The organism is Aeromonas sp. 603404, assembly GCF_049171775.1.
GTDB classification, from domain to species: domain Bacteria; phylum Pseudomonadota; class Gammaproteobacteria; order Enterobacterales; family Aeromonadaceae; genus Aeromonas; species Aeromonas veronii_A.
In genome coordinates this window covers 1-25,531 of sequence record NZ_JAAKPE010000014.1, presented here as the reverse complement: position 1 = coordinate 25,531, position 25,531 = coordinate 1, and the positions used below count along the sequence as shown (strand labels likewise).

General features: G+C 59.8%; 26 protein-coding genes, 1 riboswitch and 1 other annotated feature. Of the genes, 5 read left to right on the top strand and 21 right to left on the bottom strand.

The annotated features are described in order from the left end of the window. Positions 1-3: 3 nt before the first annotated feature. Positions 4-1,044, top strand: coding sequence for an FAD:protein FMN transferase (locus G5306_RS16625; protein WP_216951908.1), 1,041 nt, complete (start codon positions 4-6; stop codon positions 1,042-1,044). Positions 1,045-1,053: 9 nt separating this feature from the next. Beyond that, complete coding sequence (gene nqrM / locus G5306_RS16620) at positions 1,054-1,278, top strand: (Na+)-NQR maturation NqrM (RefSeq protein WP_216951909.1); 225 nt, start codon at positions 1,054-1,056, stop codon at positions 1,276-1,278. A 66-nt stretch (positions 1,279-1,344) separates the two neighbouring features. On the opposite strand, the gene G5306_RS16615 is transcribed toward nqrM, so the two are convergent. From G5306_RS16615 to G5306_RS16535, 17 genes are all read right to left on the bottom strand, one after another. Further along, positions 1,345-1,890 carry a DUF3833 domain-containing protein gene (locus G5306_RS16615; protein ID WP_216951910.1) on the bottom strand — a complete coding sequence of 182 codons (546 nt, stop codon included), beginning with the start codon at positions 1,888-1,890 and terminating at the stop codon, positions 1,345-1,347. A gap of 14 nt (positions 1,891-1,904) precedes the next feature. Beyond that, on the bottom strand, positions 1,905-2,447 hold the full coding sequence (locus tag G5306_RS16610) for a chalcone isomerase family protein (protein ID WP_421313231.1): 543 nt from the start codon (positions 2,445-2,447) through the stop codon (positions 1,905-1,907). Next, a complete protein-coding gene (locus G5306_RS16605; protein ID WP_005338671.1) occupies positions 2,404-2,625 on the bottom strand; it encodes a TIGR02450 family Trp-rich protein in 222 nt (73 codons plus the stop codon). The genes G5306_RS16610 and G5306_RS16605 overlap by 44 nt, the downstream gene beginning before the upstream one ends. Next, positions 2,622-3,098, bottom strand: a complete 477-nt coding sequence (locus G5306_RS16600; RefSeq protein ID WP_421313229.1) for a DUF2878 domain-containing protein — start codon at positions 3,096-3,098, stop codon at positions 2,622-2,624. Before G5306_RS16600 ends, G5306_RS16605 begins: the two co-directional genes overlap by 4 nt. 2 nt (positions 3,099-3,100) lie before the next feature. Continuing rightward, positions 3,101-4,357 carry a class I SAM-dependent methyltransferase gene (locus G5306_RS16595; RefSeq protein WP_421313227.1) on the bottom strand — a complete coding sequence of 419 codons (1,257 nt, stop codon included), beginning with the start codon at positions 4,355-4,357 and terminating at the stop codon, positions 3,101-3,103. Continuing rightward, a complete protein-coding gene (locus tag G5306_RS16590; RefSeq protein ID WP_421313225.1) occupies positions 4,357-5,139 on the bottom strand; it encodes a DUF1365 domain-containing protein in 783 nt (260 codons plus the stop codon). Before G5306_RS16590 ends, G5306_RS16595 begins: the two co-directional genes overlap by 1 nt. Next, positions 5,136-6,395, bottom strand: a complete 1,260-nt coding sequence (locus G5306_RS16585) for an NAD(P)/FAD-dependent oxidoreductase (protein WP_335841661.1) — start codon at positions 6,393-6,395, stop codon at positions 5,136-5,138. The genes G5306_RS16590 and G5306_RS16585 overlap by 4 nt, the downstream gene beginning before the upstream one ends. After that, positions 6,392-7,126, bottom strand: coding sequence for an SDR family NAD(P)-dependent oxidoreductase (locus G5306_RS16580; RefSeq protein ID WP_421313223.1), 735 nt, complete (start codon positions 7,124-7,126; stop codon positions 6,392-6,394). The genes G5306_RS16585 and G5306_RS16580 overlap by 4 nt, the downstream gene beginning before the upstream one ends. Further along, positions 7,123-7,551 carry a nuclear transport factor 2 family protein gene (locus G5306_RS16575; protein WP_421313221.1) on the bottom strand — a complete coding sequence of 143 codons (429 nt, stop codon included), beginning with the start codon at positions 7,549-7,551 and terminating at the stop codon, positions 7,123-7,125. The genes G5306_RS16580 and G5306_RS16575 overlap by 4 nt, the downstream gene beginning before the upstream one ends. 1 nt (position 7,552) lies before the next feature. Further along, positions 7,553-8,974 carry a deoxyribodipyrimidine photo-lyase gene (gene phrB / locus G5306_RS16570; RefSeq protein ID WP_421313219.1) on the bottom strand — a complete coding sequence of 474 codons (1,422 nt, stop codon included), beginning with the start codon at positions 8,972-8,974 and terminating at the stop codon, positions 7,553-7,555. Further along, positions 8,971-9,858 (bottom strand): MerR family transcriptional regulator, encoded by an 888-nt coding sequence (locus tag G5306_RS16565; RefSeq protein WP_421313217.1) that lies wholly within the window; start codon positions 9,856-9,858, stop codon positions 8,971-8,973. The genes phrB and G5306_RS16565 overlap by 4 nt, the downstream gene beginning before the upstream one ends. 67 nt (positions 9,859-9,925) lie before the next feature. Next, positions 9,926-10,873, bottom strand: a complete 948-nt coding sequence (locus G5306_RS16560; RefSeq protein ID WP_266134143.1) for a YbgA family protein — start codon at positions 10,871-10,873, stop codon at positions 9,926-9,928. A gap of 180 nt (positions 10,874-11,053) precedes the next feature. After that, on the bottom strand, positions 11,054-11,704 hold the full coding sequence (locus G5306_RS16555) for an autotransporter (protein WP_421205904.1): 651 nt from the start codon (positions 11,702-11,704) through the stop codon (positions 11,054-11,056). 188 nt (positions 11,705-11,892) lie between these two features. Beyond that, positions 11,893-12,465: a DUF3157 family protein gene (locus G5306_RS16550; RefSeq protein WP_421205903.1), complete on the bottom strand. Its 573-nt coding sequence runs from the start codon at positions 12,463-12,465 to the stop codon at positions 11,893-11,895. Between the two features lie 106 nt (positions 12,466-12,571). Then, the gene (locus tag G5306_RS16545) at positions 12,572-13,408 is read right to left on the bottom strand and encodes a hypothetical protein (RefSeq protein ID WP_227341232.1); all 837 of its coding nucleotides are present in this window, start codon (positions 13,406-13,408) and stop codon (positions 12,572-12,574) included. 79 nt (positions 13,409-13,487) lie between these two features. Then, complete coding sequence (locus G5306_RS16540; RefSeq protein WP_421313215.1) at positions 13,488-13,766, bottom strand: DUF6482 family protein; 279 nt, start codon at positions 13,764-13,766, stop codon at positions 13,488-13,490. Positions 13,767-13,784: 18 nt separating this feature from the next. Further along, complete coding sequence (locus G5306_RS16535) at positions 13,785-14,396, bottom strand: HAD family hydrolase (protein WP_421205902.1); 612 nt, start codon at positions 14,394-14,396, stop codon at positions 13,785-13,787. A gap of 170 nt (positions 14,397-14,566) precedes the next feature. Next, positions 14,567-14,688: a sequence feature (Phe leader region), on the top strand. A 38-nt stretch (positions 14,689-14,726) separates the two neighbouring features. Here G5306_RS16535 and pheA point away from each other — a divergent pair. Further along, entirely contained in the window at positions 14,727-15,899 is a 1,173-nt protein-coding gene (gene pheA / locus G5306_RS16530) for a prephenate dehydratase (protein ID WP_005338715.1), read from the top strand. An 88-nt stretch (positions 15,900-15,987) separates the two neighbouring features. Here pheA and G5306_RS16525 read toward each other — a convergent pair whose 3' ends face one another. Further along, the gene (locus G5306_RS16525; RefSeq protein WP_421313213.1) at positions 15,988-16,413 is read right to left on the bottom strand and encodes an LPP20 family lipoprotein; all 426 of its coding nucleotides are present in this window, start codon (positions 16,411-16,413) and stop codon (positions 15,988-15,990) included. Positions 16,414-16,423: 10 nt separating this feature from the next. Continuing rightward, positions 16,424-17,044 carry a FlgO family outer membrane protein gene (locus G5306_RS16520; RefSeq protein WP_005338718.1) on the bottom strand — a complete coding sequence of 207 codons (621 nt, stop codon included), beginning with the start codon at positions 17,042-17,044 and terminating at the stop codon, positions 16,424-16,426. A 218-nt stretch (positions 17,045-17,262) separates the two neighbouring features. Between G5306_RS16520 and G5306_RS16515 the strand changes: the two genes are divergently transcribed. After that, positions 17,263-18,417, top strand: a complete 1,155-nt coding sequence (locus G5306_RS16515) for a flagellar assembly protein FlgT (RefSeq protein WP_421254403.1) — start codon at positions 17,263-17,265, stop codon at positions 18,415-18,417. Positions 18,418-18,493: 76 nt separating this feature from the next. On the opposite strand, the gene G5306_RS16510 is transcribed toward G5306_RS16515, so the two are convergent. Both G5306_RS16510 and G5306_RS16505 read right to left on the bottom strand, forming a co-directional pair. Beyond that, entirely contained in the window at positions 18,494-19,438 is a 945-nt protein-coding gene (locus G5306_RS16510) for a chemotaxis protein CheV (RefSeq protein ID WP_421254402.1), read from the bottom strand. 139 nt (positions 19,439-19,577) lie between these two features. Next, entirely contained in the window at positions 19,578-22,607 is a 3,030-nt protein-coding gene (locus tag G5306_RS16505) for a glycosyl hydrolase family 18 protein (RefSeq protein ID WP_421313211.1), read from the bottom strand. A gap of 116 nt (positions 22,608-22,723) precedes the next feature. Next, positions 22,724-22,809, bottom strand: a riboswitch (cyclic di-GMP riboswitch). A gap of 296 nt (positions 22,810-23,105) precedes the next feature. On the opposite strand from G5306_RS16505, the gene G5306_RS16500 reads away from it, so the two are divergent. Next, positions 23,106-25,289, top strand: a complete 2,184-nt coding sequence (locus G5306_RS16500; RefSeq protein WP_421313209.1) for an ExeM/NucH family extracellular endonuclease — start codon at positions 23,106-23,108, stop codon at positions 25,287-25,289. Positions 25,290-25,531 lie beyond the last annotated feature (242 nt).

The following is a 25,531-nucleotide window of genomic DNA, read 5'->3' as shown; positions in this document are numbered from 1 at the left end:
TCCATGAACAGCGTTGTAAAGACCTGGCTAGCCTTCGGGCTAGCCTTTTTCTTGACAGGGTGCGGTCAGGAAAGCACGGTCCAGTCGAAACCGGAGATCCATATCACCGGCAGCACCATGGGCACTTACTACTCCATCAAGGTGGCGGACAACGTCATCAGCGATGCAGCCAAGTTTCAGGCCGAGGTCGATGTACTGCTGGAGCGAGTCAACGATCAGATGTCCACCTATCGCCCCGATTCCGAACTGTCGCGCTTCAATCAGCACCACAGTTCGACACCGGTAGTGGTATCGCGGGACACCGCGCGGGTCATTACAGAAGCCATTCATATTGGCCGTGAGAGCCAGGGGGCGCTGGACGTCACCGTCGGCCCCTTGGTCAATCTGTGGGGCTTCGGTCCGGACAAACGGCCGACCAAGATGCCATCAGAGGAGCTGATCACCCAGACCCGTCAGAAGACCGGCCTGGGCAACCTGCACGTCATCACTTCGGTCGATGCCGACACCCTGCAAAAGGACATCCCGGATCTTTACGTTGATCTCTCCGCCATTGCCAAGGGCTTTGGTGTGGACAAGGTGGCCGAGTATCTGGAGTCTCTGGGTGCGCGCAACTATCTGGTGGAGATCGGCGGCGAGCTGCGGATCAATGGCGTCAACGGCAAGGGACACCCCTGGCGCGTTGCCATCGAAAAGCCGACAGCCAATGCCGGTTCGGTGCAGGAGGTGATCGTTCCGGGTGACAACGGAGTGGCCACTTCGGGCGAATATCGCAACTACTATGAGATGGATGGCCAGCGCTTCTCCCACACCATAGATCCACGCACCGGCAAGCCAATCCAGCACCGCATGGTGTCGGTCACCGTGATCCACCCCTCCTGCATGACCGCAGACGGGCTGGCGACCGTATTCATGGTAATGGGACCGGAGAAGAGCCTGGCCTATGCCAAAGAGCGCGGCCTGGCGATCTTCGTGATCACCAAGACGGACAACGGCTTTGAAGAGGCCTACTCCGATGCGTTCAAACAGTATCTGGTCAGGAAATAGGGAGGATAGATGCAGGTTTTTCTGATCACCTTCGGGGTATTCATGCTGGTGATAGCCGCCATGGCTATCGGCTATATCTTCCAGAAAAAATCCATCTCCGGCTCCTGTGGCGGTCTGGGGAGCGTTGGCATCGAGAAAGAGTGCGACTGCCCCGAGCCCTGCGACAATCGCAAGAAGAAGATGGCCAAGGAAGAGGCCCGTCGCAAGATGCTGGAAGAGAACCGCATCATCTGATGACTCTGATTGTTCGATAAACAAAAGCGCGCCATCGGCGCGCTTTTTACTGGGCGTTATCTTGCGTTAACGGTCAGGCTGACGTTCGATATAGAGGATCACCTCGCCAAGATGGATACCGAACTTGCTGATCTCGGCACGATTGATCAGACGATCTTCGTCCAGCAGATACATCCAGTCATCGAAGCTCACCCGCACTACCTCGCCATCCGGCAGCGCCAGATCAAGCTGATAACGCCAGTTGAGGGCAAACCCTTGGCTTTTACCCATCGCCTCCCCCACCACATCGGAAGCAGTACCTCGCCAGTGACCGTCAACCCCCTTGCTCAGATACCAGGTACGGGTCTGCTGGCGGCCATCATCAAAGTAGAACTGCTCGAACAGCTCTCCCTTGCCATCCTTCCAACGACCCACCATCTCGACCCGAAAGCGACTGGTCACTTCGCCGCTGCGGTCGGTTACCAGGCCGTGAGCCACTAATTTACCGTTGAAGAAACGGGCGAGATCCCAGTTTGGCCCCTGCCCCCGATAGTCATCGAGACTGGCACCACAGCCGCTCAGCAGCAAAAAAGGGAGCAACAGCAACCAGCGGTATGCACGATAGAAAAACATTGGAAACTCCATGTTCAGGGTTGGCCACGCAGGCGGCGGGTCAGGGCAGGATCGCGGCTGTTGTCAGCCAGCCAGATGGCGAGAAAAGCGGCCGAGAATTGCGGATCGGCCAGAGTGCCGAGGGGCTTCTCCTGCCACCAGAAGTGGCCTGTCCCACCCTTGTCGACATAGAAGGTAAGCCGGTCACCCGCCTGGATATCGGGCCACAGCGCGGCGAGCTGGCCAAGCCAGCGCTGACGCTCGGCGTCGGAGCCAAGACCGAGCCGCTGCCACTCCGCGGCAGTAGCGCTCAGCAGATCTTCCCGCTCGATGGATCTGGCATAGGTGAGGGTCAGTGCCTGTGGATAGTGACCGGGCTGATAGCGCCCGCTCGCACTGTAGAGGGTGGCATCGTAGAGCTTGAACCAGAGCCAGTTCATCTCCCCCTGCCCGACCGGGCGCAACTGCTGCCAGGGGGCGGCAGAAGCCTGCACTGCGGTTGCAGCAAAGAGCGCAAACGCCAGCATCAGCGGGTTAATTCCACCCCATATGCCAGTGGTTGGGGTCTTCCAGTTCATGCCAGTCCATCTCCTGTTCCTGCAGGGTGTTGATATCCTGCATCACCACCTGCACCAGCTGCCCTTGCGCATCCCGCTGGCAGGCAACCACCAGATAGAAGCGATCAGTGAGCTCATGCTGGCTCTCTTTGGTCCATTTGGAAAAAAGCAACGAGTCGGTCGAAAAGGTGTTTGTCATGACTCACCCTCCAGCTTGACCATTACCCACAGGAGTACGGGTAACCACCACACCCAGATCACCGCCAGCAGCGCCGAACTGATCCAGATGCCCCAGGGTAAGTTTACTGCCCCCATGGCGGCCCCCGCCACATAGGAGGAAGCACCGCCAAACACGCCAAACAGCGCCTGCTGCCAGCGAGGCAAGCGCAGCAGCCAGCGCATACCGTGGGCCAGCGTCAGGGCAAAACCGAGCCAGAGCAGCACCAGCCAGAGGGGAAAACCGGACGGAAACCGGAACAAGCCGAGCTGCCAGAGCAGCACATCCAGCAGACAGCCGGCAACGGCGATGGGAAGCAGCCGCCAGTCACGCTGGCGGCGGGGTGAGAAGATAAAGTGCAACAGCAACATTGCCAGCAGCGGGCCCGGCTGCTGCCACTTCACCGCCAGCAACCAGTAGAGGTTAAACCCCAGCAGGTGAGCCCACTGCCACATGGTCAGTGACCGCTTACTGGCACATCACCCGACCAGCCAGCGGGCCCCGGCTTGGCGGCCTCGAGCTGCACCAGACTGATGCTGCGCTCCCAGAATCCCCCTTCGCAATAGGCAAAGTAGAAGTGCCACAGCCGGATGAAATCCTGGCTGTAACCGAGCATGGGCAGCTCGGGCGCCAGCGCCAGAAAACGCTCGCACCAGTGAGCCAGGGTGCGGGCATAGTGATGGCCGTGATCATGCAGCCGTACCAGCTGCATGTCGGTCTCCCGCGCCAGCAGCCCCGCCATCTGGGAGACGCTCGGCAGGCAGCCACCGGGGAAGATGTAACGCTGGATAAAATCGACCCCGCGCAAGTACTGGGCATGGCGCTGATCGGCGATGGTGATGGCCTGAATGAGCAGACGGCCACCGGGCTTGAGCAGCCGCGACAGCTGGCGGAAATAGTCGGGCAGGAAGGCGTGGCCCACCGCCTCGATCATCTCGATGGAGACCAGCTTGTCATAGGTGCCCTCCAGCTTGCGGTAATCCTCCAGCAGCAAGGTGATGCGATCCCCCAGCCCCTCCCGCGCAATCCACTCCTTGGCATAGTCATGCTGGGCCCGGGAGATAGTCGTGGTGGTCACCCGGCAGCCATAGTGGCGGGCAGCATAGACGGCCAGGCCGCCCCAGCCGGTGCCGATCTCCAGCAGATGATCGTCAGGTCCCAGCGCCAGTCGCTCGCAAATGGTGCGCAGCTTGGCCTGCTGACCCTCTTCGAGAGTGGCATCGGCGCTCGGATAGATGGCGCTCGAGTACTGCATATGGCTGTCGAGAAAACCCTGATAGAGGGTATTGCCGAGATCGTAGTGGGCGGCGATGTTGGAGCGCGAACCTGTCAGAGTATTGCGGTTGAGCCAGTGGCGCACCTTGTTGAAGGGGAAGCTGAGCCAGCCGAGGCGCCGTTCGAGGGAGTCGAGCAGGGTCAGGTTGCGGGCCAGCAGCCGCACCAGCGCCACCGGATCCGGGCTGGTCCAGAGCCCCTCCACCCAGGTTTCTCCGGCGGCAATGCTGCCCCCCAGCAACAGGCGACGATAGAAGGCCGGATCCTGCACTACCAGTTCGGCATGCAGATCGGTACCCGCGACGCCAAAGCTGTGGCGCTCACCGCCATCCCGCAGCAGCAGCTGGCCATGTTCGAGGCGACCCAGCAGATTGAGCAGCAGTTGTCTTGCCCCCTTGTCGATGAAAGAGGCAGAGAGGGTTGATTGAGCAAGTTCCATTAGCGGCTCTCCGGATGGGTAAAAATCGGGGTTCGTTTGATAAATAGACGCAGGGCCTGCCAGTAGATCCCGATCAGCACCTTCATGGTCATCCATGGCCAGCGGGCCAGCAGGGCCACCAGCCCCTTGCGCGACAAGGGTTCGCGAGTGAGCGCCAGGGTTGCGTCAAACAGCTTGGCTTCACCGGATACGGGATGACTCTCGATGTGGATCAGTGTCTCCTGCGCGGGCGGCCTGATCCGCCAGTGATAACGCATCGCCAGCCCCATAAAGGGGGAGACGTGAAAATCCTTGTCATGGGGTGCCAGCGCCGCCAAATCCAGCAGGTAGTAGTGACGCTCGTTCCAGGGGGTGTTCGACACCTCTGCCAGCAGATAGCGCGCCTCGCCCTGCCGATAGCAGAAGTAGAAGTTGACCGGGCTGAAGTAGAATCCCAAACAGCGCACGTTGCCGAGCAGCAGTACCCGCCCCTCGGGCTCGGCATCGCCACCCAGCTCGCTCACCTTCTGCCACACCGCCTGCTTGAGGCTCCCCTCACTCCCCTTGAGATAGTCATGGCGGTGAAACGAGAGCAGCCCCGAACGCTCAACTCCGAACCAGCGCCCCTGATCGAGCTGCGGCAGTTCGTCGAGATCCAGTCCCAGCATAAAGAGGCTGTAGGAGAAGGCGTGAGCCCGCGGTGCAAAACGGCGGTGGCGCACCGAGCCCTGCCAGATGGCGCTGGTGACGCCAGCCAGTTCGTCTGTACGCTCATGTTCGGTGGCCACGGTGGCGCCGTTCATAGCTCGGCTCCGAAGCGCCTGGCGACATCCAGCGCGCTGCGCACCCCATCCTCATGGAAGCCGTTGTACCAGTAGGCGCCGCAGAAGTGGGTGTGCTGCTGGCCACAGATCTCCGCCCGCCGCTGCTGGGCGGCGATGGAGGCCTGATTGAACACCGGATGGTGATAGACGAAGCGTCGCAGCACCTTGCTCTCATCCACCTTGCCCTTGGGATTGAGGCTGACGCAGAAAGGCTCTGGCGAGTTCACCCCCTGCAGGATGTTCATGTTGTAACTCACCAGCGGCCTCGCCTCGTCGTTGCCATCGAGCTGATAGTTCCAGCTGGCCCATGCCTTGCGGCGGGTGGGCAGGCAGCGGGCATCGGTATGGAGCCAGACATCGTTGGCCTGATAGGGCATGTCGCCGAGGATGGCCTGCTCCCGCTCGCCGGGATCCGCCAGCAGCGCCAGCGCCTGATCGCTGTGACAGGCGAAGATCACCTCGTCAAACCGCTCCTCACCGTAACTGCTCTGGATCACCACGCCATCCGCATCCCGCCGTACGCTCTGCACCGGACAGGCGAGGCGGATCTGCGACTGCCAACCCGCGGTAAGGGGGCCGATATATTCCCGCGAGCCACCCGGGATCACGTACCACTGGGGGCGATTGGCCACATCCAGCAGGCCGTGGTTGGCAAAAAAGCGCAGGAAGAAGCCAAGGGGGAAGGCGCGCATATCGGCCAGGGTCGATGACCAGATCGCCGCCCCCATCGGCAAGATGTAGTGGCGGGCGAAGTAGTCGCTAAACTCCCCCGCCAGCAGAAAGTCCCCCAGGGTCAGCTCGGGGCCAGCCCCTTGATGTTGACCATCCGCCAGCCAGGCCCGCGCCTCCCGGTTAAATCGCAAAATCTCGGCAACGAAGCCGTAGAAGCGCGGACTCAGCAGATTGCTGCGCTGGGCAAACAGGGTGTCGAGGTTGTGGCCGTTATACTCCAGCCCCTCCGGGCTCTTCACCGAGAAGCTCATCTCGGCCGGTTGGCGCGCCATGCCGATCCTTGCCAGCAACCTCAAGAAGTTGGGGTAGGTGCGATCGTTGAAGACGATAAAACCGGTGTCGATGGCATAGCTGCGGCCAGCCTGATTCACATCGACAGTGGCTGTGTGCCCCCCCAGAGTCGGCGCCGCCTCGAACAGGGTTATGTCATGGAGTTTGTGGAGCAGAAAACCGGCGGTGAGCCCCGAGATCCCTGAACCGACGATGGCGATCTTTTTCTTCATGAATGGCTTCCTTTCGATACGAGTGCGCGGCCAAGGCGCAGCCAGAGCCCCACCGGCAGCGCACCGAGCAGGCGCAGCAACCAGATGAAACGGCGGGGAAAGTGGATCTGGTGACGACCAGCGGTCAGCCCGTCCATGATGGTGCGGGAGGCCTGTTCCACCGTCACCAGACAGGGCATGGGAAAATCATTTTTGGCGGTGAGCGGCGTCTGGACAAAGCCGGGGCGGATCAGGGTCACCCCGATCCCTTTGCTGGCCAAATCGAGGCGCAAGGTATCCGCCAGATAGTCGAGGGCCGCCTTGGAGGCGCCATAGGCCTCGGCTCGTGGCAGCGGCAGCCAGCTCACCGACGAACTGACGATGGCCAGCCGTGACCCAGCCCCTAGCAACGGCAAGAAGGCGGCCAGCGCATGGCCGGTAGCGGTCAGATTGGTGTCGATGACACGGGCAAACAGCTCGCTGTCAAACCCCTCGCCGACATCCATGTACTCGCAGTTGCCTGCATTGAGGATTAGCAGATCGAGGGATGGCAGCGTAGCGGCTATCCCGCTCATTGCGGCCAGATCACGGGCATCGAACTGCAGCGGAGTGACGCCACCCAGCCCCAGCGCCTGCAGCCGTTCGCCATCGCGGCCACAACCCCACACCTGCCAGCCGGCCCGCCGGTAATCCAGCGCCAACTGGCGACCGATGCCGGAGGTCGCGCCTGTGATGAGCACCCGGCCGCTCATGCGCCAAGCCTCATCTTGATGGTGCGCACCACTGGCCCGAGCAGCGGCAACTGCTCGTAGAGCATGGCGCCCAGGTCAAAATAGTCCCGATGCTGGCACACCTTGCCCGCCTCGTCGAATTCGAGGCGGGTGGCCCCCTCCAGCGTCACCGGCTCACCACCACGCAATCTGGGGTGAGAGAAGGTCATGGTCCAGCCGAGCCAGGCCTGCTGCCCTTGCAGCTGCTGACTAGTGATGACGAAACGGCAGTAGGCGAGGCGCTGATAGAGGGCGGCAAAATAGTCGCCAAGGGCCGCCAGCCCCTCGATACGGTGGGCCGGATCGGTAAAGACCACCTGTTCGGCATAGACCTCGGGCAAGCGGTGCAACTGCTGTTTGTCCAGTTGCTGATAGAGGCCAATAAAGCGGGCCAGCGGCTCGTTCATCCTATTTCTCCAGAGAGCGAAACATCTCGATGGCTCTCACCCGGGCAACGGCGTGATCCACCATGGGGGCCGGATAATCCTGTCGCCCCTTGAGTCGCAGCCAGTCGTGGGGCTGATGCACATAAGCGGCGGGAATATCGGCAAGTTCAGTTACCCAGGTACGGATAAACTCCCCTTGTGGATCAAATCGTTGCCCCTGAGTGGTGGGGTTGAAGATCCGAAAGTAGGGGGCGGCATCGGCACCGGTGCCTGCAGCCCACTGCCAGCCACCGTTGTTGGCTGCCAGATCCCCGTCGATCAGTCGACTCATGAAGTAATCCTCCCCGAGCCGCCAGTGGATATGGAGATCCTTGGTGAGAAAGCTCGCCACTATCATCCGCAGCCGGTTGTGCATCCAGCCGGTGGCGTTGAGACAGCGCATCGCTGCATCAACGATGGGGTAGCCGGTACGGCCCTCGCACCAGGTGGCGAAGGCATCCGGGTCCCAGCTCCACGGCAAGGCTGCCGTCTCTGGTTTGAAGGGGCGATTCATGGAGAGGGGCGGGATCAGCACCAGCAGGTGGCGATAGAACTCACGCCAGATGAGCTCATTGAGCCAGACAAAGCCGGGCTGGGCCTTGGACTGGGGCCGATAGCCAAGCCGCTGCTGAAGCGCCGCCACACACTGACGAGGACTGATGATGCCCGCCGCCAGATAGGGGGAAAGCACAGAGGTGCCCGCGATGGCAGGAAAATCCCGGGTCTCGCCATAGTCGAGCACCGCCTGCTCCAGAAAAATGTTCAAACGACGCAGAGCTTCCACCTCGCCCACAGGCCAGCGGGGGTCTGCCGTCAGTTCGCCAAGGGCGGCATCGACGAAGTCCCGCTCGGCCAGCGGCTGCCACGGCAGCGGCTCACCACGAGCAGTGGGCGCGCGATGAATGACAAACCCCTCTTCGTCGAGGGCCTTGAGCCAGGCACGGCTAAAAGGAGTGAAGACCTTGAACATCTCACCCGACCCGGTCAGCACCCGCCCCGGTGGCAACATGCAGCAGCCGTTGAGCCAGTGACAACTCACCGCCTGCTCTGCCAGCACGGCGCTGACGGCGTGATCGCGGCGCTGCTCATCGATCTCGATAGCCTGATTGGCGTAGAGCTGGGTCACCCCCAGCTCGCGGCAGAGGTCTGCCAGCGCAGCGGGCGCCTCGGCAAAGGTTTCCACTCGCAGCAGATGAAGCGGAATGCCAAGGGCCGCCAGCTCGCGCCCCAACTCATCCACCTGCGCCAACATAAAGCGCTGACGGACGGGGGCCATTTTGTGCTGCCGCCACTGGGCAGGAGAGATGATAAAGAGCGCGGCGACCGGTTCATCACCGGCGCAGGCATGGCGTAGCGCCGGGTTGTCGGCAAGGCGCAGATCGTTGCGCAACCAGACCAGTCTCATGACGTTTTCCTCCCGCGTCCGCTGGCGCCAGCCGCAGCAGGCGCGTTCGCCATCAGCTCGGCAAGGCTCGCCTGCCAGCCGTGTGCTTTAAGCCACTCATCATCGTAGAGACGGCCCAGTTCGCCAAACAGGCGCGTGCCTGCAGGCCACCCGGCGGCCAGCTCCGGTTTGCCAAGACCAGCTCCCAGCAGTACCAGCCAGGGGGTAACGGCACGCCCCTCCAGCAAGCTGGCATGGCGAGGCTCTACCGCTCCCAGCAGTTGCACCTCATAGCCTTGACCGATCAGCTCGTAAGCGGCCCACACCAGATCGAGGGGGCCGACCTGTCCCCAGCTCACCAAGGTGATCGGCACGCCCTTCTCCTGCTCGATCAGGTGGCGGGCGAAGCGGGTATGGAACCAGCCCAGCCACACCTGTTGCAGCAGCTCGCCATCGGGCCGCTCGCGCCACAACCCCAGCAGCCGCTCCACCAGCGGTTGCAGTACCCGGCTGCGCACCAGCTCGAACGGGTAGCTAGCCAGCAAATCGTTGAGCTCAGCCTCCGCCTTGCGCTGGTTGAAGGCGAGTAACGCCTGACTGAACTGCTCCAGAGTCTGCTGCCAGTGATCGCTCACCGGCTCGGAATGGGGTTCGCTCAGGAGCCCCTTCACCTGCCCGATACTCACTCCCCGCTCCAGCCAGCTCAGGATCTCGCTGATTTGGCGGATATCCTGCTCGCTGTAGAGGCGGTGGCCCTTTTCGGTGCGGGCCGGTTGCACCAGACCATAGCGGCGCTGCCAAGCGCGCAGGGTCACGGCATTGACGCCGGTGAGACGGGAGACCTCGCGAATGGGGTAGCTCCCCTCATCAGCGAGATGAGCAACTTCTTGCGATAAATCAGACATACAACGTCCATCAAACAGAGGTGTAAAGCGCCCGGTGCAAATCATGCACCGGGGCAACAGAACGGATTCAGAGTCCGTAACGCAATTTGAGCGTATCGGGGTGCGGATTGAGATAAACCTGCTCGGCGAGATAGGGATTGGGGTACTCGCGCAGGTAGTGGCGGATCAGGGTGAGCGGCACCAGCAAGGGGAAGATGCCGGTGCGGTACTTGTCGATGGTATCGGCAAGCTCCTGCTTCTGGGCCGGGGTCAGCACCCGCTTGAAGTAGCCCTGCAGGTGCATCAGCACATTGGTGTGGCTGCGACGGTTGGCCCGCAGGGTCAGCGCGGTCATCAATCCCTTGATGTAGTTGTCAGCCACCTCCTGCAAATTGGTGGACTTGCCCAGATTGCCGAGCAACTTGCCGAGCGCCCGGTAGTGGGTGGTTGCGTGGGAGAGCACCAGATACTTGTAGCGGGAGTGGAAGCGGATCAGCGCAGAGGCGGTGATACCGCGGGCACAGAGTTGCTGCCAGTCGTGGTAGGCGAAGACCCGCAGCACAAAGTTCTCCCGCAGGATGGGATCACAGAGCCGACCATCCTCTTCCACCGGCAGCAGGGGGTTGGCCTCCATCAACGCCTTGGCAAAGAGGCCGATCCCCTCCTTGGCGCTCCCCTCGTTGTTGGCGCCATAGACCTTGACCCGCTCCATACCGCAGCTGGGTGATTTGGCACAGAGGATATAACCGGAGATGAAGTCGAGCTGGCGTGCCTTCTGCTCGCTGAAGGCAATCAGCTTTTGGGTGACATCGAAACTACCGTTGCTCGCCTCGGCACGGATCTCGCCGTTGCGCTTGACCAGCCGGATGGCGGCACGGGGCGCCCCCAGACCGATAGCCATCTCGGGGCAGACGGGGTGATAGTCAAAGTGAGCGCCAAGATCCCGTTCGCAGAAGCTGGAGCGCTTGTGGCCCCCGTCGAAACGCACCTCTTGTCCCAGCAGGCAAGCACTGATACCGACTTTAATCTTGTACATGATGGCACTCCTTGTATAAGTCTTGATTCAGTTATAGCAGTTATACAAAAAAATGGAAGTTGTATAACTATTGCCGACTGATACGACACAAGGAGAAAAAAGAGATCACCGGAAAACGAAAAAACCCATGGCGAACGCCATGGGTAAAAATCAAGACACTACGGACTACTGGAAGGAGGATCAGAAGCTGTACTTCACACCCAGGCTGGAGATGGAGCCTTTCTGCAGATCCCAGCTGCGATAGGTGTAGTCGGCAGTCAGCGCCCAGTTCTGGTTGAGCTTGTAAGCACCGCCTACCTTGAAGTCATGCATATCGTCGGTCATGTTGGCGTAACGGTAAGCCGTGGAAAGCTCGATGTCGCCGATGTCGTAGCGCAGACCCACTTCACCGTACATGCTGCCACTATCCTTGCGAGCCACTTCGTCCCATCCCTTGTTGTTCTTGGCCAGCTCACGCTCAAGTTGATAGCCCATCAAACCGGTTTCGCCATAGAGATTGAGTCCTGTGCTCAGCGGGGTAAAGACACCGATACCCAGGCTGGAAATGGACATGCTGTCATTGCCGTCGTTGCGGGAGGTGAATTCGGTTCCGGCACGACCGTAGAAGTTGGAGCCAAAGCTCTTTGAGAGGTCCAGGCTCAGACCACCAAAATCACGGGTACCTTTGCTGGCAGCATCACGGGGAAATGCAGCGCCGTCTTGGCTAAGGTAATCAGACTTGGTGTGCGCCCAGGTCAAACCGCCCTTTGCGTAGCTGAACGCATCCTGTGCCAGAGCGGAAGTAGAGGCGAAACCGGCCAGAACCAGAAGAGATACAGTTGCTTTTTTCATGATGATAACTCCATGTGATTGGGCCCGTTGCTAGCGAGCTGGTATGGAGTCATTGTGCAGTCAGCATCCCGGCTTGCCGAGCGGCAAGCTATTGCAAAACCATGTCAGATGTAAGCAGATATTTCCCGAGATGTCAGGGGTAACAAATTGCCGGCCCAAGCGGTTTGCATGGGCCGGACAACACCAAATCAGCGGAAGACCACCTCATCAATTTCGACCCTGACCAAGGGCTGCCCGGTCAATCCGGCAGGACGGGGGATCTCGAGGGCCAGCGACGGACGGACTTGCCCCTTGCGCAGATAGGTCTCCGGCAAGCGATTCTCGGCGACCCAGAAACGGGCTTCCTGACGCACCAACTGCACACCGTCAGCACTGAACAGAGTCACCATGCCGCGCACCCCGACCACATTGCGGCTGCCGGTATTGCTCACCATAAAGGTCAGCGCCAACGGATCAGACCCCTCGAGCTTGTCCAGCTTGACCACCACACCGTCGCGTGCCGCTTGTGACAGCAATTCGGGGTTGGCCTTGGCCTGCTCGGTCAGTACCGGGGCGGCAACCGCCACCACGGCCCCCGCTTTCCCATCAGCAGCCATACCCTGCACGGGTTCGGCCGGTTTGACCACCAGATACTCCCAGGTAAAGTCATCGTTGAGCTGAACCTGCCGACCATCGGGCAGCGTCACCTGAGAAAGAGGGGCAGCCTGCGCCAACACGGGGGAGAGGCACAGGGCAATCAGCAGACGGGAGAAGGGTTTCATAGGGCGAAGCTCGGCAACAGGTGAAAGGGCGACAGTATAAACAGTCCCGCCACCCCTTGCCTATGACAGCACTCACGTTCTGGCTCCGGCGTCGCTTGCCCACGGGCTAGATGGCAAGATCGTGCCGCTCTTTGTGCGCCATATCCAGAGTCACCAGATCGAACTCGGTCCTCTTGAGGGCAGAGAGAATATCCGATTGCATATCAAAGGCCTGAGCACGCTGATGCTCGGGCAGACGCACCCGGGCCAGGGTGGTAGAGCAGTCGCACAGGGTATGGAAAAAGACCTGCGCCTCATCCAGCCCCATGTCGGCCAGCATCTGTTCGGCCTGATCCACCATTCGTAGATAACGCTGCTTCAACTGCCGTGGATTGGTGAAGCGATTGCTGAGGCAACCGTTGCTCCCTTTGCCCCAACGACCGAGCTGACGCTTGTTGAAGCCATAGCGAAAATCACGGCTCATCACCCCGTTATCGGCAAAAAACCAGATGGTGTTGGCAGGCAGTGAGCCGAACTGGGCAAGATAGTCATCACGCTCCTCCACCGCGGCCGGAACCAGCAACGGCAGATGAGCCCATTCCGGACGAGCCTGCACATACTCACCAATGCGGCGAACCGGATCGATCAACCCCTCCATATTCGGCAGGCGATCGCAAAAGATGATTTCGTCACTCTTGATGACCCAGTGATCGATGCCATAACGCTGGCAATAACGGCGGGCTCGGGCCACTTCGCTGCGGCTGCGGGTCGGATTATCGAGGGTGATGGCGCGGATCTTGATCCCGCTGGCACGGCACAAATCGATGCTGTAACAGGATTCCAACCGCCCCGAAAAAGAGACTATCAGCTCGTCAAAATTTGCCAGTCGCTCAATCAGCTGCAGCTCCCTGGCTTGAAAAGAGTGATCATATCCCTGATTCAAGACAACAACATTGGCATCCATTAAACAGCTCCGGATGATAAACAGGTGGCTTATTGTGCGGGAAACAAGCTGAATAGGCCCTTACAGAGTCAGGTTAAAATTAAAACTTGATGATTATTTCCCGTGATTCATCCATAAAATCAATACCTTGAGCGTCGTACACTCGCAATCTGGCCTGATGTACCCGATGGGCTCGCAAAAAGCCCTGCGCCTGATCCAGCGAGGTGAAGGTCAGGTGCTCCCCCTCGCTGTCGGTCAGACAGAGGTACTCCCCTTCCGCCTCGATACAGAGCTGATAACCACTGCCATCCTTGCAGGCGATGATCAGGATTGCCTCGGGATAGTGACTGAGCCAATTGCGAAACCGGCCATGCTCCATAGTACTCCTGGAGGGGCATCACCCCTTGTCGGTGACAGGCAAACTGTCCAGCTCACCCAGTTGCTGACGGCAACTCGCCACGTCGGTAAAGACGATCCCCCTGATGCCGAGGGCCTCGGCGGCCGCAATATTGGCGGGACTGTCATCAATAAAGATGCACTCTGCCGGTTTCAGATCGAACGACACCAGCAGATAGCGGTAGATATCCGGCTCCGGCTTCATCATCCGTACCCGCGCCGACACCACCTTGCCGCTAAAGAAGCGCCAGAAATCCTGATGCTGCTCCAGCCAGTCGATGCTGGCGTGCCCCATGTTGGAGAGGGCATAAAGAGTGTGCCCCGCCCCGTGCAGATCGGCTATCAGGGTTAGCATAGCGGGATCTGGCAGCAGGGAAGCGGGAACTGCCTGTAAAATGGCCAGATTCTGTGCCGCCGAGAGGCCAGTGCGCGCTTGCGCTTCCCGGGCCATGGTGTGGAGCGACATGGTGCCTCTGTCTACCTCCAGCCAGTCCGGGTGGTTAAAGAGCTGCTCGGCCAACTGTTCGGCCCCTTGCGGGCCACGCACCGAATGCACTATGCCTACCGGATCCCAGCTCACCACCACCCGTCCCAGATCGAAAATAATCGCCATCGTCTTTACCTCCCCCACTGGGTGTCAGTCATCAAAACAGAGTCAATAGAACATCGCTCATACACCATTTTCTTAACCGGATACCCTGCCCCCATCCCCGCCCGCGGGCAAGTTTTACTTGCATCAGACCGGCAAATCCCTTAATGGTTATGACGTTACTTCAAGGACACACCTATGCACGCACCATTCTTCTTTGCTTTCTCGTTTATCCGGCCCGCTTGAGGGAAGGCCTGTCGTCGTGTGAACAGAAAGCAAAGACGAATCAAGCCTCCCCTAGCGGAGGCTTTTTTTTGCATTAATATCAATCGATTACTTGGATAGGGAACAATCATGGCAACGCTCGACGAGATCAGACAAGACATCACCCGGTTGGATCAGGAGCTGCTTGCCCTGCTGGCGAAACGCAAGACCCTCAGCATCGAGGTGGCCCGTGCCAAGCAAGCCAACCCGCGCCCCATTCGTGACCACCAGCGGGAGCAGGAGCTGCTGGTCGCCCTAATCCAAAAAGGGCGCGTGCTGGGACTGGACGCCCAGTACATCACCCGCATCTATCACACCATCATCGAAGACTCTGTGCTCTCCCAGCAGGCCTATCTGCAGAGCCTGCTCAACCCGGAGCAGCAGGAGCCGATGACCAGCGTCGCCTATCTGGGGCCGCGCGGTTCCTACTCCAGCCTGGCCGCCCGCAAATATCTGGCGCGCTACAAGGATCAGGTGATCGAAGTAAACTGCCAGAACTTCCGTGAAGTACTGGATGCGGTGGAGTCGGGTCGCGCCGCCTTTGGCGTGCTGCCCATCGAGAACACCAGCTCGGGCTCCATCAACGAAGTCTATGACGTGATGCAGCATACCAGCCTCTCCATCGTCGGTGAGCTCACCTACCCCATCGAGCACTGCATTCTCACCGCCGTACCGACCGAGCTTGGCCGTATCAAGACCTTCTATGCCCACCCGCAGGTGTTCCAGCAGTGCTCCCACTATCTGAGCAAGCTGGAAGGAGCCCGTCACGAGATCTGCGACTCCTCCTCCAGCGCCATGATGAAGGTGAAAGAACTGGCAAGCCCGGAGGCCGCCGCCATCGGCAGCGCCGCCGGTGGCGAACTGTATGGTCTGGATGTGCTGGCCGAGCAGCTTGCCAACCAGAAAGAGAACTACAGCCGCTTCATCGTGGTGGCGCGCAAGCCCATCGATGTGGCACCGCAGATCCCGGCCAAGACCACCCTCATCATGTCCACCTCCCAGAAGCCGGGTTCGCTGGTCGAGGCGTTGCTGGTACTGCGCAGCCACGAGATCAACATGACCAAACTGGAGTCCCGTCCGGTGCAGGGCAACCCGTGGGAAGAGATGTTCTATCTCGATGTCTCCGCCAACCTGCAAACCCCGGCGATGCAGGCCGCACTGGTGGAGCTGACCAAGATCACCCGCTATATCAAGGTGCTTGGCTGCTACCCGAGCGAGGATGTGAAACCCACCGCAGTGCCGCCGGTGCTGATGGGGAGCTAACCAGCCCACAACGACAAAAGGCGAGCACACTGCTCGCCTTTTGTTTTGATGCCTGTGTTGATGCCTGTTTTCAGGTCAGGCAATCAACTCAGAACTGACCCGCCATCAACTGATTGATGTTGTAGAGGGCGCGGGTATCGAGCTCCATCTCGGTGGCATAGGTATTGCCGCGCGGATAGGAGGCCACCACCCGGGCACCACGCACCACACCGGCGACCGACACATCCAGCGAGTTGGAGGTCTGGGTCAGGTCACGATAGCTGCTCTGGCCGCGCACCTGCTGACCATTGAGCTGCTCGGCCAGCTCGCGATAAGCATCCATCTTGGAAGCGCGAATGGCTTGCAGCATCTTCTCCGACTGGGAGGGACCGGGCTGGATGTCGATCACCGCATAGCCCACCGCCTTGAGCACCGGAAAATCATCGGGTTTGCCACCCTGGGTGTAATCCACCACCCGGTTGCCGCTGCAACCGGTGAGCAAGAGTGCCAACAGGCAACCAAACAGGCTCTTCATGACTCGCTCCTCACGGGGTCAGGTTGACCAGATGACCGCCCGGCCGGGCCTGACTGTCACGCATCAGATAACCGCGATTGATCGATGCCCGACCAAACGAGTTGTTAGCACCGAACAGATATTTTTGCGGGATCAGGCTCTGGGCCGTGGTCTCAACCATCTTGGTGCGCATGTCGATAACGCGGGCATTGACCAGGATCCCCTTGCTGTTGCGGCTGAAGGTGCCGACCAGAATGCGGGAGATCGGCAAACGGGAAGAGAGCTCCTTATAGTTGCGGCTCAGCACGAAGTCCCCCTGCGGCGTCACCTTGATGCTACCGGTCAGCTTGAAGTCCACCACCACCTCGCCGCGGCGGTTGAGCTCGTAGATAAAGCTCTCCTCAATCTGCTGCCCCATCCAGTTGGTATCCTGCAGGGTATCGAGATCGACGAAAGAGGCCACCGCGATGGGCTCGGTCAGGGTGGTCAGTGATTTGCGCTCCATCAACTGATCGGTCATGCGCGCCACCAGCCAGTTGAGCTCCATCCCCTGCGCCGCCTGGCGGGGGTCACCCTGATCTCGATTGATAGGGTCGGAGCCGCATCCGGTCAATGCCAGGGCGAGCGCCAACGCCGTGATGAGTTTGTTCATGGATACCTTTCCTGTATCTGCACCTGATTTGTTATCGGACGCGCCGGACAAAGCTTGAGCCGGGAATGAGGCATGATTCTTGCTGAAACACTCGTTGTTAAGCCAATCTCTGGCGGATGGTCAGAAAAACGCCATCGAACAACTGTTGTGATCCATGTCGGCCCGCCATGATCTCTTCAAGAGAAGAGGCTGCGAGTCGCCTAATCAAGGTATCTGCTATGAAATTACCGCTGCTGTTGACCCTGCTGCTGGCCAGCCTGAGCGCCCGAGCCGAGCTTATCGAAGCGCAGGGCAGCGCCGCCATTCTGGGGGGCGATGAGGTCTATGCCCGCGAGCAGGCGACCCGCGACGCCCTGCGTCAGGCGCTGCTGGCCAGCGGCGCGGCCGTTTCCAGCGTCCAGCGTCTGGAAAATGGCAGCCTGCGATCCGAGCAGATCCAGATCCGCTCCGGCGGCGACATTCGCCAATACCGGCTCAAGCGGGAAGAGGTGCGCAACGGCCGCATGTACATCACGCTAGTGGCCGACATTCAGGCCGAACGCCAGATCTGCCAGACCCAGCACTTCGCCAAGGATTTGACACTGGTCAGGCTGCGAATGCGCTATCCGGACCAAGCCAGCTACGGCGCCATGGACGACATGCCGGAAAACCTCTCGCGACGACTGTTCGAGACCCTCGCCAATGCGCCGCAAGGGGTCGCGGTGCGCCAGTGGCTGGATGAAAACCTGCGCATCGATCCGCTCCATCTGCAACAGGGAGATCGCAGCGCCCTCGAGGAGATCAAGGCGCTCAGCCTGCGTACCGACAGCCAGTATCTGGTGCTCGGCAGCATCGACGATCTCTCCATAGAGCCGCAGGGCAACCAGCTGACCAGCTGGTATGAGGATCCGGTGCGCAACTTTCGCATGCAGCTCTACCTGTTCGACGGTATTAACGGCAGTCTGATCAACCGCAAGGTCTACGAAGGACGTGCCACCTGGACCTTTGGCAAGCGGGAACAGGTGGGCAGCAGCAGCGGCCAGTTCTGGCAATCGAGCTATGGCCAGGAGGTCAACTACCAGTTGCAGCAGGCGGCTCAAGATCTGGTAGCCCAGCTCACCTGCGCCCCGGTCACCGCCCGGGTGGTAGGCCAGAACGAACGTGGCCCCTACATCAATCTGGGGCGGCGCAACGGCGTCAAACTCGGCGACCAGTTCAGGATCCAGCACAACGCCGACTTCATCGACTCCTACGGCAAGTCCCGCATGATGCGCAACCCAGCCGACGGCCTGTTCGAAGTGGTGCAGGTATTCGACGATGGCGCCATCATCAGCAGCCAGAACAAATATTCGCCGTTTAACATCCAGAATGGGGATTTGGCAGTATTGGAATAGGTGCCAGAGAGTTACCGGCGCTTACGGCATCTCCCGAGCTTCCCGTTGTTATGGTTCACCAGTGGATTGGTATCGGTCAGTTTCCCAACACCTGACGCAACCTCTCCTGCGCAACGCCCACCAGCAGGTCGGGCTGGAACTTGGAGATAAAGCGATCACAACCCACCTTCTTGACCATGGCTTCGTTGAAGTTGCCGCTCAGGGAGGTATTGAGGGTGATAAAGAGATCGGACATGCGCGGATCACTGCGCACCTCGTGGGTCAGCCGGTAGCCGTCCATCTCAGGCATCTCGGCATCGGTGATCATCAGCAGGATCTCGTTGGTCACCTTCTTGCCAGCATCGCACCACCCCTTGAGCAGGGTCAGCGCCTGCAAGCCATCCTGACACTCGATAACCTCGAGTCCCAGCTGGCCAAGAGTCTCACGCACCTGGGTACGGGCGGTGCTGGAATCATCGACGATCAGCACTTTGCGTCCATGCATCTCGGGCAGGATCTCCCGGTCCAGCACCTCCTCGGAGATGCGGATGTCATAGGTGATGATCTCCGCCAGCACCTTCTCCACATCGATGATCTCGACGATCTGCTCCACTCCATCTTCGGGAATGCGGGTGATGGCGGTGAGGTAGTTGGCGCGCCCGGCGGAGCGCGGCGGCGGCAGTATATCCTTCCAGGTCATGTTGACGATGTTGGCCACCTGCCCCACCAGAAAGCCCTGAATGGTACGGTTGTATTCGGTGATGATGAGGTTGGATTCACTGTCGATGGGCATGGGACGCATGCCGATGGCGCTGCGCAGGTTGATCACCGGGATCGAGGTACCGCGGATATTGGCCACCCCGCTGATATTGTGATGGGAGCCCGGCATCTTGCTCAGATGGGGCAACTTGACCACTTCCCGTACCTTGAAGACGTTGATGGCGAACATCTGACGGGTGCCGAGACGAAACATCAACAACTCGAGGCGGTTTTCCCCCACCAGTTGAGTTCGTTGATCAACGGAATCCAATATACTCGCCATACGCTGATATCCATCTGATTATTAATCGACTCTATTATAGAGGCTGCCCGCCAGGAAAGGCAGGCGCATTTTCAACCAGAGCGACCAACCAGACAAAAAAAGTGAGGCCGAAGCCTCACTTATCTCATTGATTTTAAAATCAATAGCTACAGACAGACTTCCAGCTGCCATCGGTTGCCTTGGGCTCGCTGCTGGTCCACCAGTTTGCTTGCCACACTACCTTGTTATGGGTGATGCGATCTCCGCCATTGGCATGATCCCCCTGCGGCCAGCTCGGATAGGCCTTGTAGGCCGCCGGATTGACGTTCTGGCTGCTGCAGCTGGTGCCCGGATTCTCGCCACCACCCGAGCCCAGCACGGCCTCCGGCAGGGTAGGGAACTCGGCCTTGAGACCAATGGTCTGGCTGCCGCTGATGATGCGCATACCGCTTGGCACGCCAGCGGCGGGCAGGTAGTAGGTCATGGCGACTTCAATCTCGGCCCCCGGTGCCAGGGTCTGCCATCCCGGCAGGTTCATGGCGACCTTGTGGAAGTCCTTCTCATTGGCAATGCCTTCCGAGTTGCCGTTGCCACCGCTCTCCACCACTTTCAGGCCCATGCCACTCTGATCCGTGATGGTGTCAGAGCTAGAGGTGGGCACCAGAAACTCGATGCGCGCGCCGCCCGGAATGGTCTGGGTCGACTTGTTGACCAGCTTGAGTTTCGGGTTGATCGGATAGTTGGAGTCCCCTTCCTTGAAGCCGGAGAGGCTGACCTGGATGTCGAGCTGGGCGCTCGGCGCGGCCAGATCGTTTTGCTTGGTGTTGTACGGAGTTGCCTTGGCAAACTTCTCATAAGCCAGGGTGGTCAGGGTACTGCCCATGCCGTACTCGTTCTTGGCCGGATCGAAGGCGTAATCACCCGCCATCTCCCAGAACATCACGCCACCCAGACCGCGCTTGATGATGTAGTCGAGCTTGTGGCCCATGGACTCTTCATCTTCGGTTGAGAGGAACACCTTCTTCTCTTCGTTCCACAGCCAGGGCGCGTGGGCCTTGTCATCGTAGTAACGCACATACTTGCCCTGCATCACGTGAGCCGGATTGTTGGGATCCAGACCCCAGGCAGTGCCATAACTTGGCAATGTGGTGATGCCGAGGCTGGCCGCATGCTCCAGATTCTTGGCATGCCACATGGGCACGGCGCCACCGCCGATCTCTTTGCCGTTCTTGTCGAGATCATGCCAGATGTTGTCGATGCCGACCGCCCCGTTGCCGCACGGAATGGTGCTGCCACCTGTGCCCGGCTGGCACTCGTTCTGGCTCGGCAGGGCTGCCTTGCCACCCAGCCCATGACTGCCACCGCTCACCCCCTGCCAACCGCGGGTGTAATAGGGCACGCCAACGTTGATCTTGCCAGCCGCCAGCGCACCGCGGAAGTAGTGGGCAGACCAGGCCGCGTTGAGGTAACCGATACCGCCAAACTGGGTCTGGGTATAGACGCCCCAGTGGGAGAGCTCGGGGTCGGCATTGTTGTCGAACAGGGCCGCGTTGTGACCGACAAAGTGGTTCCAGGCACCGTGGAAGTCATAGGTCATCAGGTTGACGTAATCGAGGTACTGGGTGACCTGGAAGTTCTCCATCCCGCGCAGCAGATAGGCCGAGGCCGGTGAGGCGATGGTCAGCATGTACTTGCGACCATCCTCGCTGCCGGCGCTGTCGAGCTTGCTGCGCAGAGTCTGCATCAGCACCTTGTAGTTGGCAAACAGCTTGCCACGGCACTGGTTGGAGAGCGGGAAGTCGTTGGGATTGCCCGCATCCTTCATCGAGGTGGGGTATTCGTAGTCGATATCGACCCCATCAAAGCCGTACTGGCGGATAAAGCTCACTGCCGAGTCAGCCAGGGTGTTGATACCGGCAGTATTGACCGAGCAGTCGCCCTTGGTAGTGGCGGTGTAGAAGCCGCGGGTATCGGCCCAGCCCCCCACCGAGATCAGGGTCTTCACGTCCGGATACTGCTTCTTGTACTTCGACAGCAGGTTGAAGTGGCCCTTGTAGGCGAATTCAGGATCCATCTCGGCACCCGGCACGCCATCCCAGGTCATCTTGGTGGCTGCATCGTCCACCTTGATGGTGTGGCTCTGCTCATCCACCGCCGCGAAGGCGTAGTTGATGTGGGTGATCTTGTTCCATGGAATATCGCTCACCAGATAGGCAGGCAGGCCGTTCTTGCCGGTGCGCCAGGAGGTGAAGTAGCCGATAACCCGACGGGCATGGTCATCCCCCATGCACTCGTAACCATCCGGACGATAGATCTGGCGAATGTCACAAGAGAGGTTGCCACCGGTGGGCGGCAGCGCGGCCTCCTCGACATTGACGGTCACCGCCGCCGACTCACCGCTCAGATTGCTCTTGTCAGTGGCCACCAGCTTGAGGGCGGCACTCCCTTTGGCATCCGGCGTCCAGTTCACCTGCCAGGGGGCACTGGTATCTTCGCCTACCTTCTTGCCGTCGACATAGAGCTCGACTTTGGCCACATCGTTGTTGGCATCGGTGACGTTACCGCTCACCGCCACACTGCGACCCAGCGTCACCTTGGCGCCATTGGCCGGGCTGCTGATGCTCGCCTTGGGCGCCTCGGGCGCCACCACGGCGGCGACGTTGAAGCTGGAATCCGCCTCGCTCAGCACCTTGCCGTCTTTATCCAGCGCCCGTGCCTTGAGGGTATGGGTCCCCACTCCGGCGGCGCTCCAGCTGGAACTCCAGGGCGAGGCACTCGCCGTGGCGACCAGCGTGCCGTCAACAAGATATTCCACCCGGGCCAAGGCCGTTACCGGGCCGCTCAAGGTCACCGCCAGCGCCACGCTGGCTCCTTCGTTGAAGCTGGCACCAGCAGCTGGCGAGCTGACGGCTACGCCGAGTGCAGGAGGGGGCACCTCGCCACCATAGGGCTTCCAGGCATCTGCCCAGACCACCCCCACCCCCGGCTCATAGTGATAGGGGGATGCCCCGCACCAGCCTGAATAGGGGAATTCTTTGCACTCGTAGAGGGCACCGACGTTGCTGACGATATCGCCAGCCTTGTAGGCAGTACCGGATTTATAGGCGGGATAAGCGGCCTGAGCCCAGGCGGGCGCAGCCGCAAGGGCGACCAGCATGGCAAGCCTGCTGGGTCTGAAGAGCTGTTGCATATTGTTATCTTCCTTGTTTTGTCTTGGCATTGGTCACCAAGGCAAAGAACAATCGCAACCTGCATGATGGGCGCAGACAACTGGCAATGGACCTGCCACACAAACCACCCCTCACCCAGGGAAACCCCGCTATCTGGATCGCACGCTCTGAAGACCGGAGGCATTGCGTCCCGGCATCTCGACCGGTTTGCCCTTTACCTGGGTTCCGTGAGGAACAAGCCGAGTATAGGAATCAACCAGCTGAGTCTCAATCTTCATTCTCGAAGAAAAATATGTGGTTGCCGGCAGGATCACACTTTCTCACCGACGCACTTGATAGGTCTTTTATCAGTAACTTCAAGATGTTAGCCAAGTCAAAAAAAGCTGCTTTGCGCTCGTTTGTATCCCTGGAATGTGCGTTGGCTCACTGGTATGACATGCCAGAAATGTGACAATGCGCGCCCTTGGTCAACGAGCCAAGGCTATGGAATCACTGGCAAAAATAAAAAAGGAACACCTATGAAAGGTACTCGTACCCTGCTGTCGCTGGCCGTGGGGCTGGCACTTGCATCCTCAGGCGCCCATGCGGCATTTGTCTGCCCGTCCGATCCGGCTCAACTCACCCCCATCCCGACCATTCAGGGCACAGGCTCCGCCAGCGCGCTGGCCACCCAGACCGTGACCGACAAGAACGGTAACGTGACCGGCAAAATCAGCCCGGGCACCTTCAACGTTCGCGGTATCGTGACGACGCTGGGCCAAAGTCTGACCAAGGGTTTCTATCTGACCGACCCGGTGGGCGATGGCAACCCAGCCACCTCTGATGGCATCTTTGTCTATCTGAACGACAAGGACTTCGCGACCAAATATAAAGACATCAAACCGGGGGCTGAACTCTGCCTTGAAGCCAAGGTCGAGGAGTATTACGGCGGCACCCAGCTCAAACCCACCTTCGAATCCAGCAAAGCCCGCCTGCAAGTCACCGCACAAGGGCTGAATGTGCCGACCAGCGTACTGCAGGTCAATGAAGGGGAGACGCTGGCGCAAGCGCTCAATCGCCACGAAGGGATGCGGGTACGTCTCGACAGCAGCAGTGACCTGCACCTGACCCGCAACTACGGCTTCGACTACAAGGTCTATCGCAACAACGTAGAGTTGGCCCACAAAACCCCGCTGATCAAACCGACCCAACTTCATGTTGCCAACAGTGCGGACGCTGTCGCACTAGCCACCAGAAATGGCAGCAACCGTCTGGTAGTCGAGTCTGATTACAAAGCGCCGGATGGCGTACTGCCCTGGTTCCCTGGCTGGGATGCCGATCAGGGTTATCTGCGCATCGGTGATCAACTGACCGGGCTGGAGGGGGTGATCGTATACAACAAGGATGCCTTCCGTCTGGTGGTACCGAGCGATATCACCCTGACTACCGGCGCCCTGCTGCGCAGCCCTGAAGAGGATCGTCAAGACGCGCCGGCTCGCCTCGCTGGCAGCGATCTGCGGATCGGCAGCTTCAACGTACTCAACTACTTCACCAGTCACTCCAGCATTGGCGGCGCACTCAATATCCTGTGCAAGGATCAGGCGGATGCCGACAACGCCAAAGGTTGCAACCGGGGTGCCAAGAGCCAGCCCGAGTTCGAGAAGCAGCGCACCAAGATCGTCAATGCCATCACCGCAATGGATGCCGATCTGCTCGGCCTGATGGAGATGGAGAACAACGGCTTCGAGGATAACTCGGCCCTCAACAATCTGGTGACCCGCCTCAACGAACAGCAGAAGGATGCGAGCAAACACTACGCCTATGTGCGTCTGCCGGTCACTGCCCTTACCGATGGCAAGTTCTTCGGCGGAGACGCCATCATGGTGGCGATGATCTACCGTCCTGCCCTGCTCACCCCCAGCGGAGATGCCAGCGTCATCAAGCTGCCGGAGCAGCGCTACACCACAGGTGGTGTGGCCAAGACAGCCGGTCAGCGCGATTCTCTGGTTCAGACCTTCACCCTCGCCAAGAGCAAGGAGCCGCTGACGCTGGTGGTCAACCACCTCAAATCCAAGGGGTCAGGCTGCTACGAAAATGGCGATGGCAAGACAGAACCGGCCGACCTGCAGGGCAAGTGCACCGAGTTCCGGGTCTCTGCCGCCAAGGTGCTGGGTGAGGCAGTCAGCAAACTGCCGGGCCAGGTGCTGCTGGTGGGCGACTTCAACTCCTACGCCAAGGAAGATCCGATCCGGGTACTGACCGACTACAACCCGGCCACCAGCGAGCGGAAGATCGTATCGGCCTCCCACACCTTTATCGGTGATCAGTCCTATGAACAGCTCGGTCGCGAAGTGACTCGCAGCTACGGCCTGATCGATCTCAACGTCAAATTCAACAAGGAGAAAGCCATCTCCTACAGCTACGACGGGGAGCTGGGCACCCTGGACTACGCCCTCGCCAACCCGGCGCTGGCCAGCAAGGTGGCAGGTGTCGCCGACTGGCACATCAACTCCTTCGAGAGCTCCCTGTTCGAATACGGCAGCCAGTACACCGGCACACTGCTCAAGTCTGACAACCCCTTCAGTGCCTCCGACCATGATCCCATCATCGTCGACCTGAGACTGGAGAGCGATGCCACCAAACCGGACACCTCCTCAGGCGGTGGTGCACTGGGACTCGGCCTGCTGGCCCTGTTGCCACTGGCCTGGCGACGTCGCCGTTAACCACAGGCGCATTTGAATAGTGCAAGCAAAGCCCGCGACTCTCGCGGGCTTTTTCATTCAGGTCATTGGATTTACAAATGAAAGGCGCGGACGTATGGAGAAAATAAATGATGGAGAAAACAAAAATGCCACCGCGATGCGGTGGCCTTTTTGCTTCTTGTAACAAGAATTTGGTGGAGCTACGCGGGATCGAACCGCGGACCTCTTGCATGCCATGCAAGCGCTCTCCCAGCTGAGCTATA

Coding starts and splice junctions, on each gene's coding strand:
- G5306_RS16625 (WP_216951908.1), top strand. CDS start 4: ATGAACAGCGTTGTAAAGACCTGGCTAGCCTTCGGGCTAGCCTTTTTC.
- G5306_RS16510 (WP_421254402.1), bottom strand. CDS start 19,438: ATGGCGAGTATATTGGATTCCGTTGATCAACGAACTCAACTGGTGGGG.
- G5306_RS16585 (WP_335841661.1), bottom strand. CDS start 6,395: ATGAAGAAAAAGATCGCCATCGTCGGTTCAGGGATCTCGGGGCTCACC.
- pheA (WP_005338715.1), top strand. CDS start 14,727: ATGGCAACGCTCGACGAGATCAGACAAGACATCACCCGGTTGGATCAG.
- G5306_RS16575 (WP_421313221.1), bottom strand. CDS start 7,551: ATGAACGAGCCGCTGGCCCGCTTTATTGGCCTCTATCAGCAACTGGAC.
- phrB (WP_421313219.1), bottom strand. CDS start 8,974: ATGAGACTGGTCTGGTTGCGCAACGATCTGCGCCTTGCCGACAACCCG.
- G5306_RS16600 (WP_421313229.1), bottom strand. CDS start 3,098: ATGTGGCAGTGGGCTCACCTGCTGGGGTTTAACCTCTACTGGTTGCTG.
- G5306_RS16560 (WP_266134143.1), bottom strand. CDS start 10,873: ATGTACAAGATTAAAGTCGGTATCAGTGCTTGCCTGCTGGGACAAGAG.
- G5306_RS16515 (WP_421254403.1), top strand. CDS start 17,263: ATGAAATTACCGCTGCTGTTGACCCTGCTGCTGGCCAGCCTGAGCGCC.
- G5306_RS16505 (WP_421313211.1), bottom strand. CDS start 22,607: ATGCAACAGCTCTTCAGACCCAGCAGGCTTGCCATGCTGGTCGCCCTT.
- G5306_RS16610 (WP_421313231.1), bottom strand. CDS start 2,447: ATGAACTGGAAGACCCCAACCACTGGCATATGGGGTGGAATTAACCCG.
- G5306_RS16580 (WP_421313223.1), bottom strand. CDS start 7,126: ATGAGCGGCCGGGTGCTCATCACAGGCGCGACCTCCGGCATCGGTCGC.
- G5306_RS16605 (WP_005338671.1), bottom strand. CDS start 2,625: ATGACAAACACCTTTTCGACCGACTCGTTGCTTTTTTCCAAATGGACC.
- G5306_RS16545 (WP_227341232.1), bottom strand. CDS start 13,408: ATGGATGCCAATGTTGTTGTCTTGAATCAGGGATATGATCACTCTTTT.
- G5306_RS16525 (WP_421313213.1), bottom strand. CDS start 16,413: ATGAAGAGCCTGTTTGGTTGCCTGTTGGCACTCTTGCTCACCGGTTGC.
- G5306_RS16565 (WP_421313217.1), bottom strand. CDS start 9,858: ATGTCTGATTTATCGCAAGAAGTTGCTCATCTCGCTGATGAGGGGAGC.
- G5306_RS16555 (WP_421205904.1), bottom strand. CDS start 11,704: ATGAAAAAAGCAACTGTATCTCTTCTGGTTCTGGCCGGTTTCGCCTCT.
- G5306_RS16535 (WP_421205902.1), bottom strand. CDS start 14,396: ATGGCGATTATTTTCGATCTGGGACGGGTGGTGGTGAGCTGGGATCCG.
- G5306_RS16550 (WP_421205903.1), bottom strand. CDS start 12,465: ATGAAACCCTTCTCCCGTCTGCTGATTGCCCTGTGCCTCTCCCCCGTG.
- G5306_RS16615 (WP_216951910.1), bottom strand. CDS start 1,890: ATGTTTTTCTATCGTGCATACCGCTGGTTGCTGTTGCTCCCTTTTTTG.
- G5306_RS16520 (WP_005338718.1), bottom strand. CDS start 17,044: ATGAACAAACTCATCACGGCGTTGGCGCTCGCCCTGGCATTGACCGGA.
- G5306_RS16590 (WP_421313225.1), bottom strand. CDS start 5,139: ATGAACGGCGCCACCGTGGCCACCGAACATGAGCGTACAGACGAACTG.
- G5306_RS16595 (WP_421313227.1), bottom strand. CDS start 4,357: ATGGAACTTGCTCAATCAACCCTCTCTGCCTCTTTCATCGACAAGGGG.
- nqrM (WP_216951909.1), top strand. CDS start 1,054: ATGCAGGTTTTTCTGATCACCTTCGGGGTATTCATGCTGGTGATAGCC.
- G5306_RS16500 (WP_421313209.1), top strand. CDS start 23,106: ATGAAAGGTACTCGTACCCTGCTGTCGCTGGCCGTGGGGCTGGCACTT.
- G5306_RS16540 (WP_421313215.1), bottom strand. CDS start 13,766: ATGGAGCATGGCCGGTTTCGCAATTGGCTCAGTCACTATCCCGAGGCA.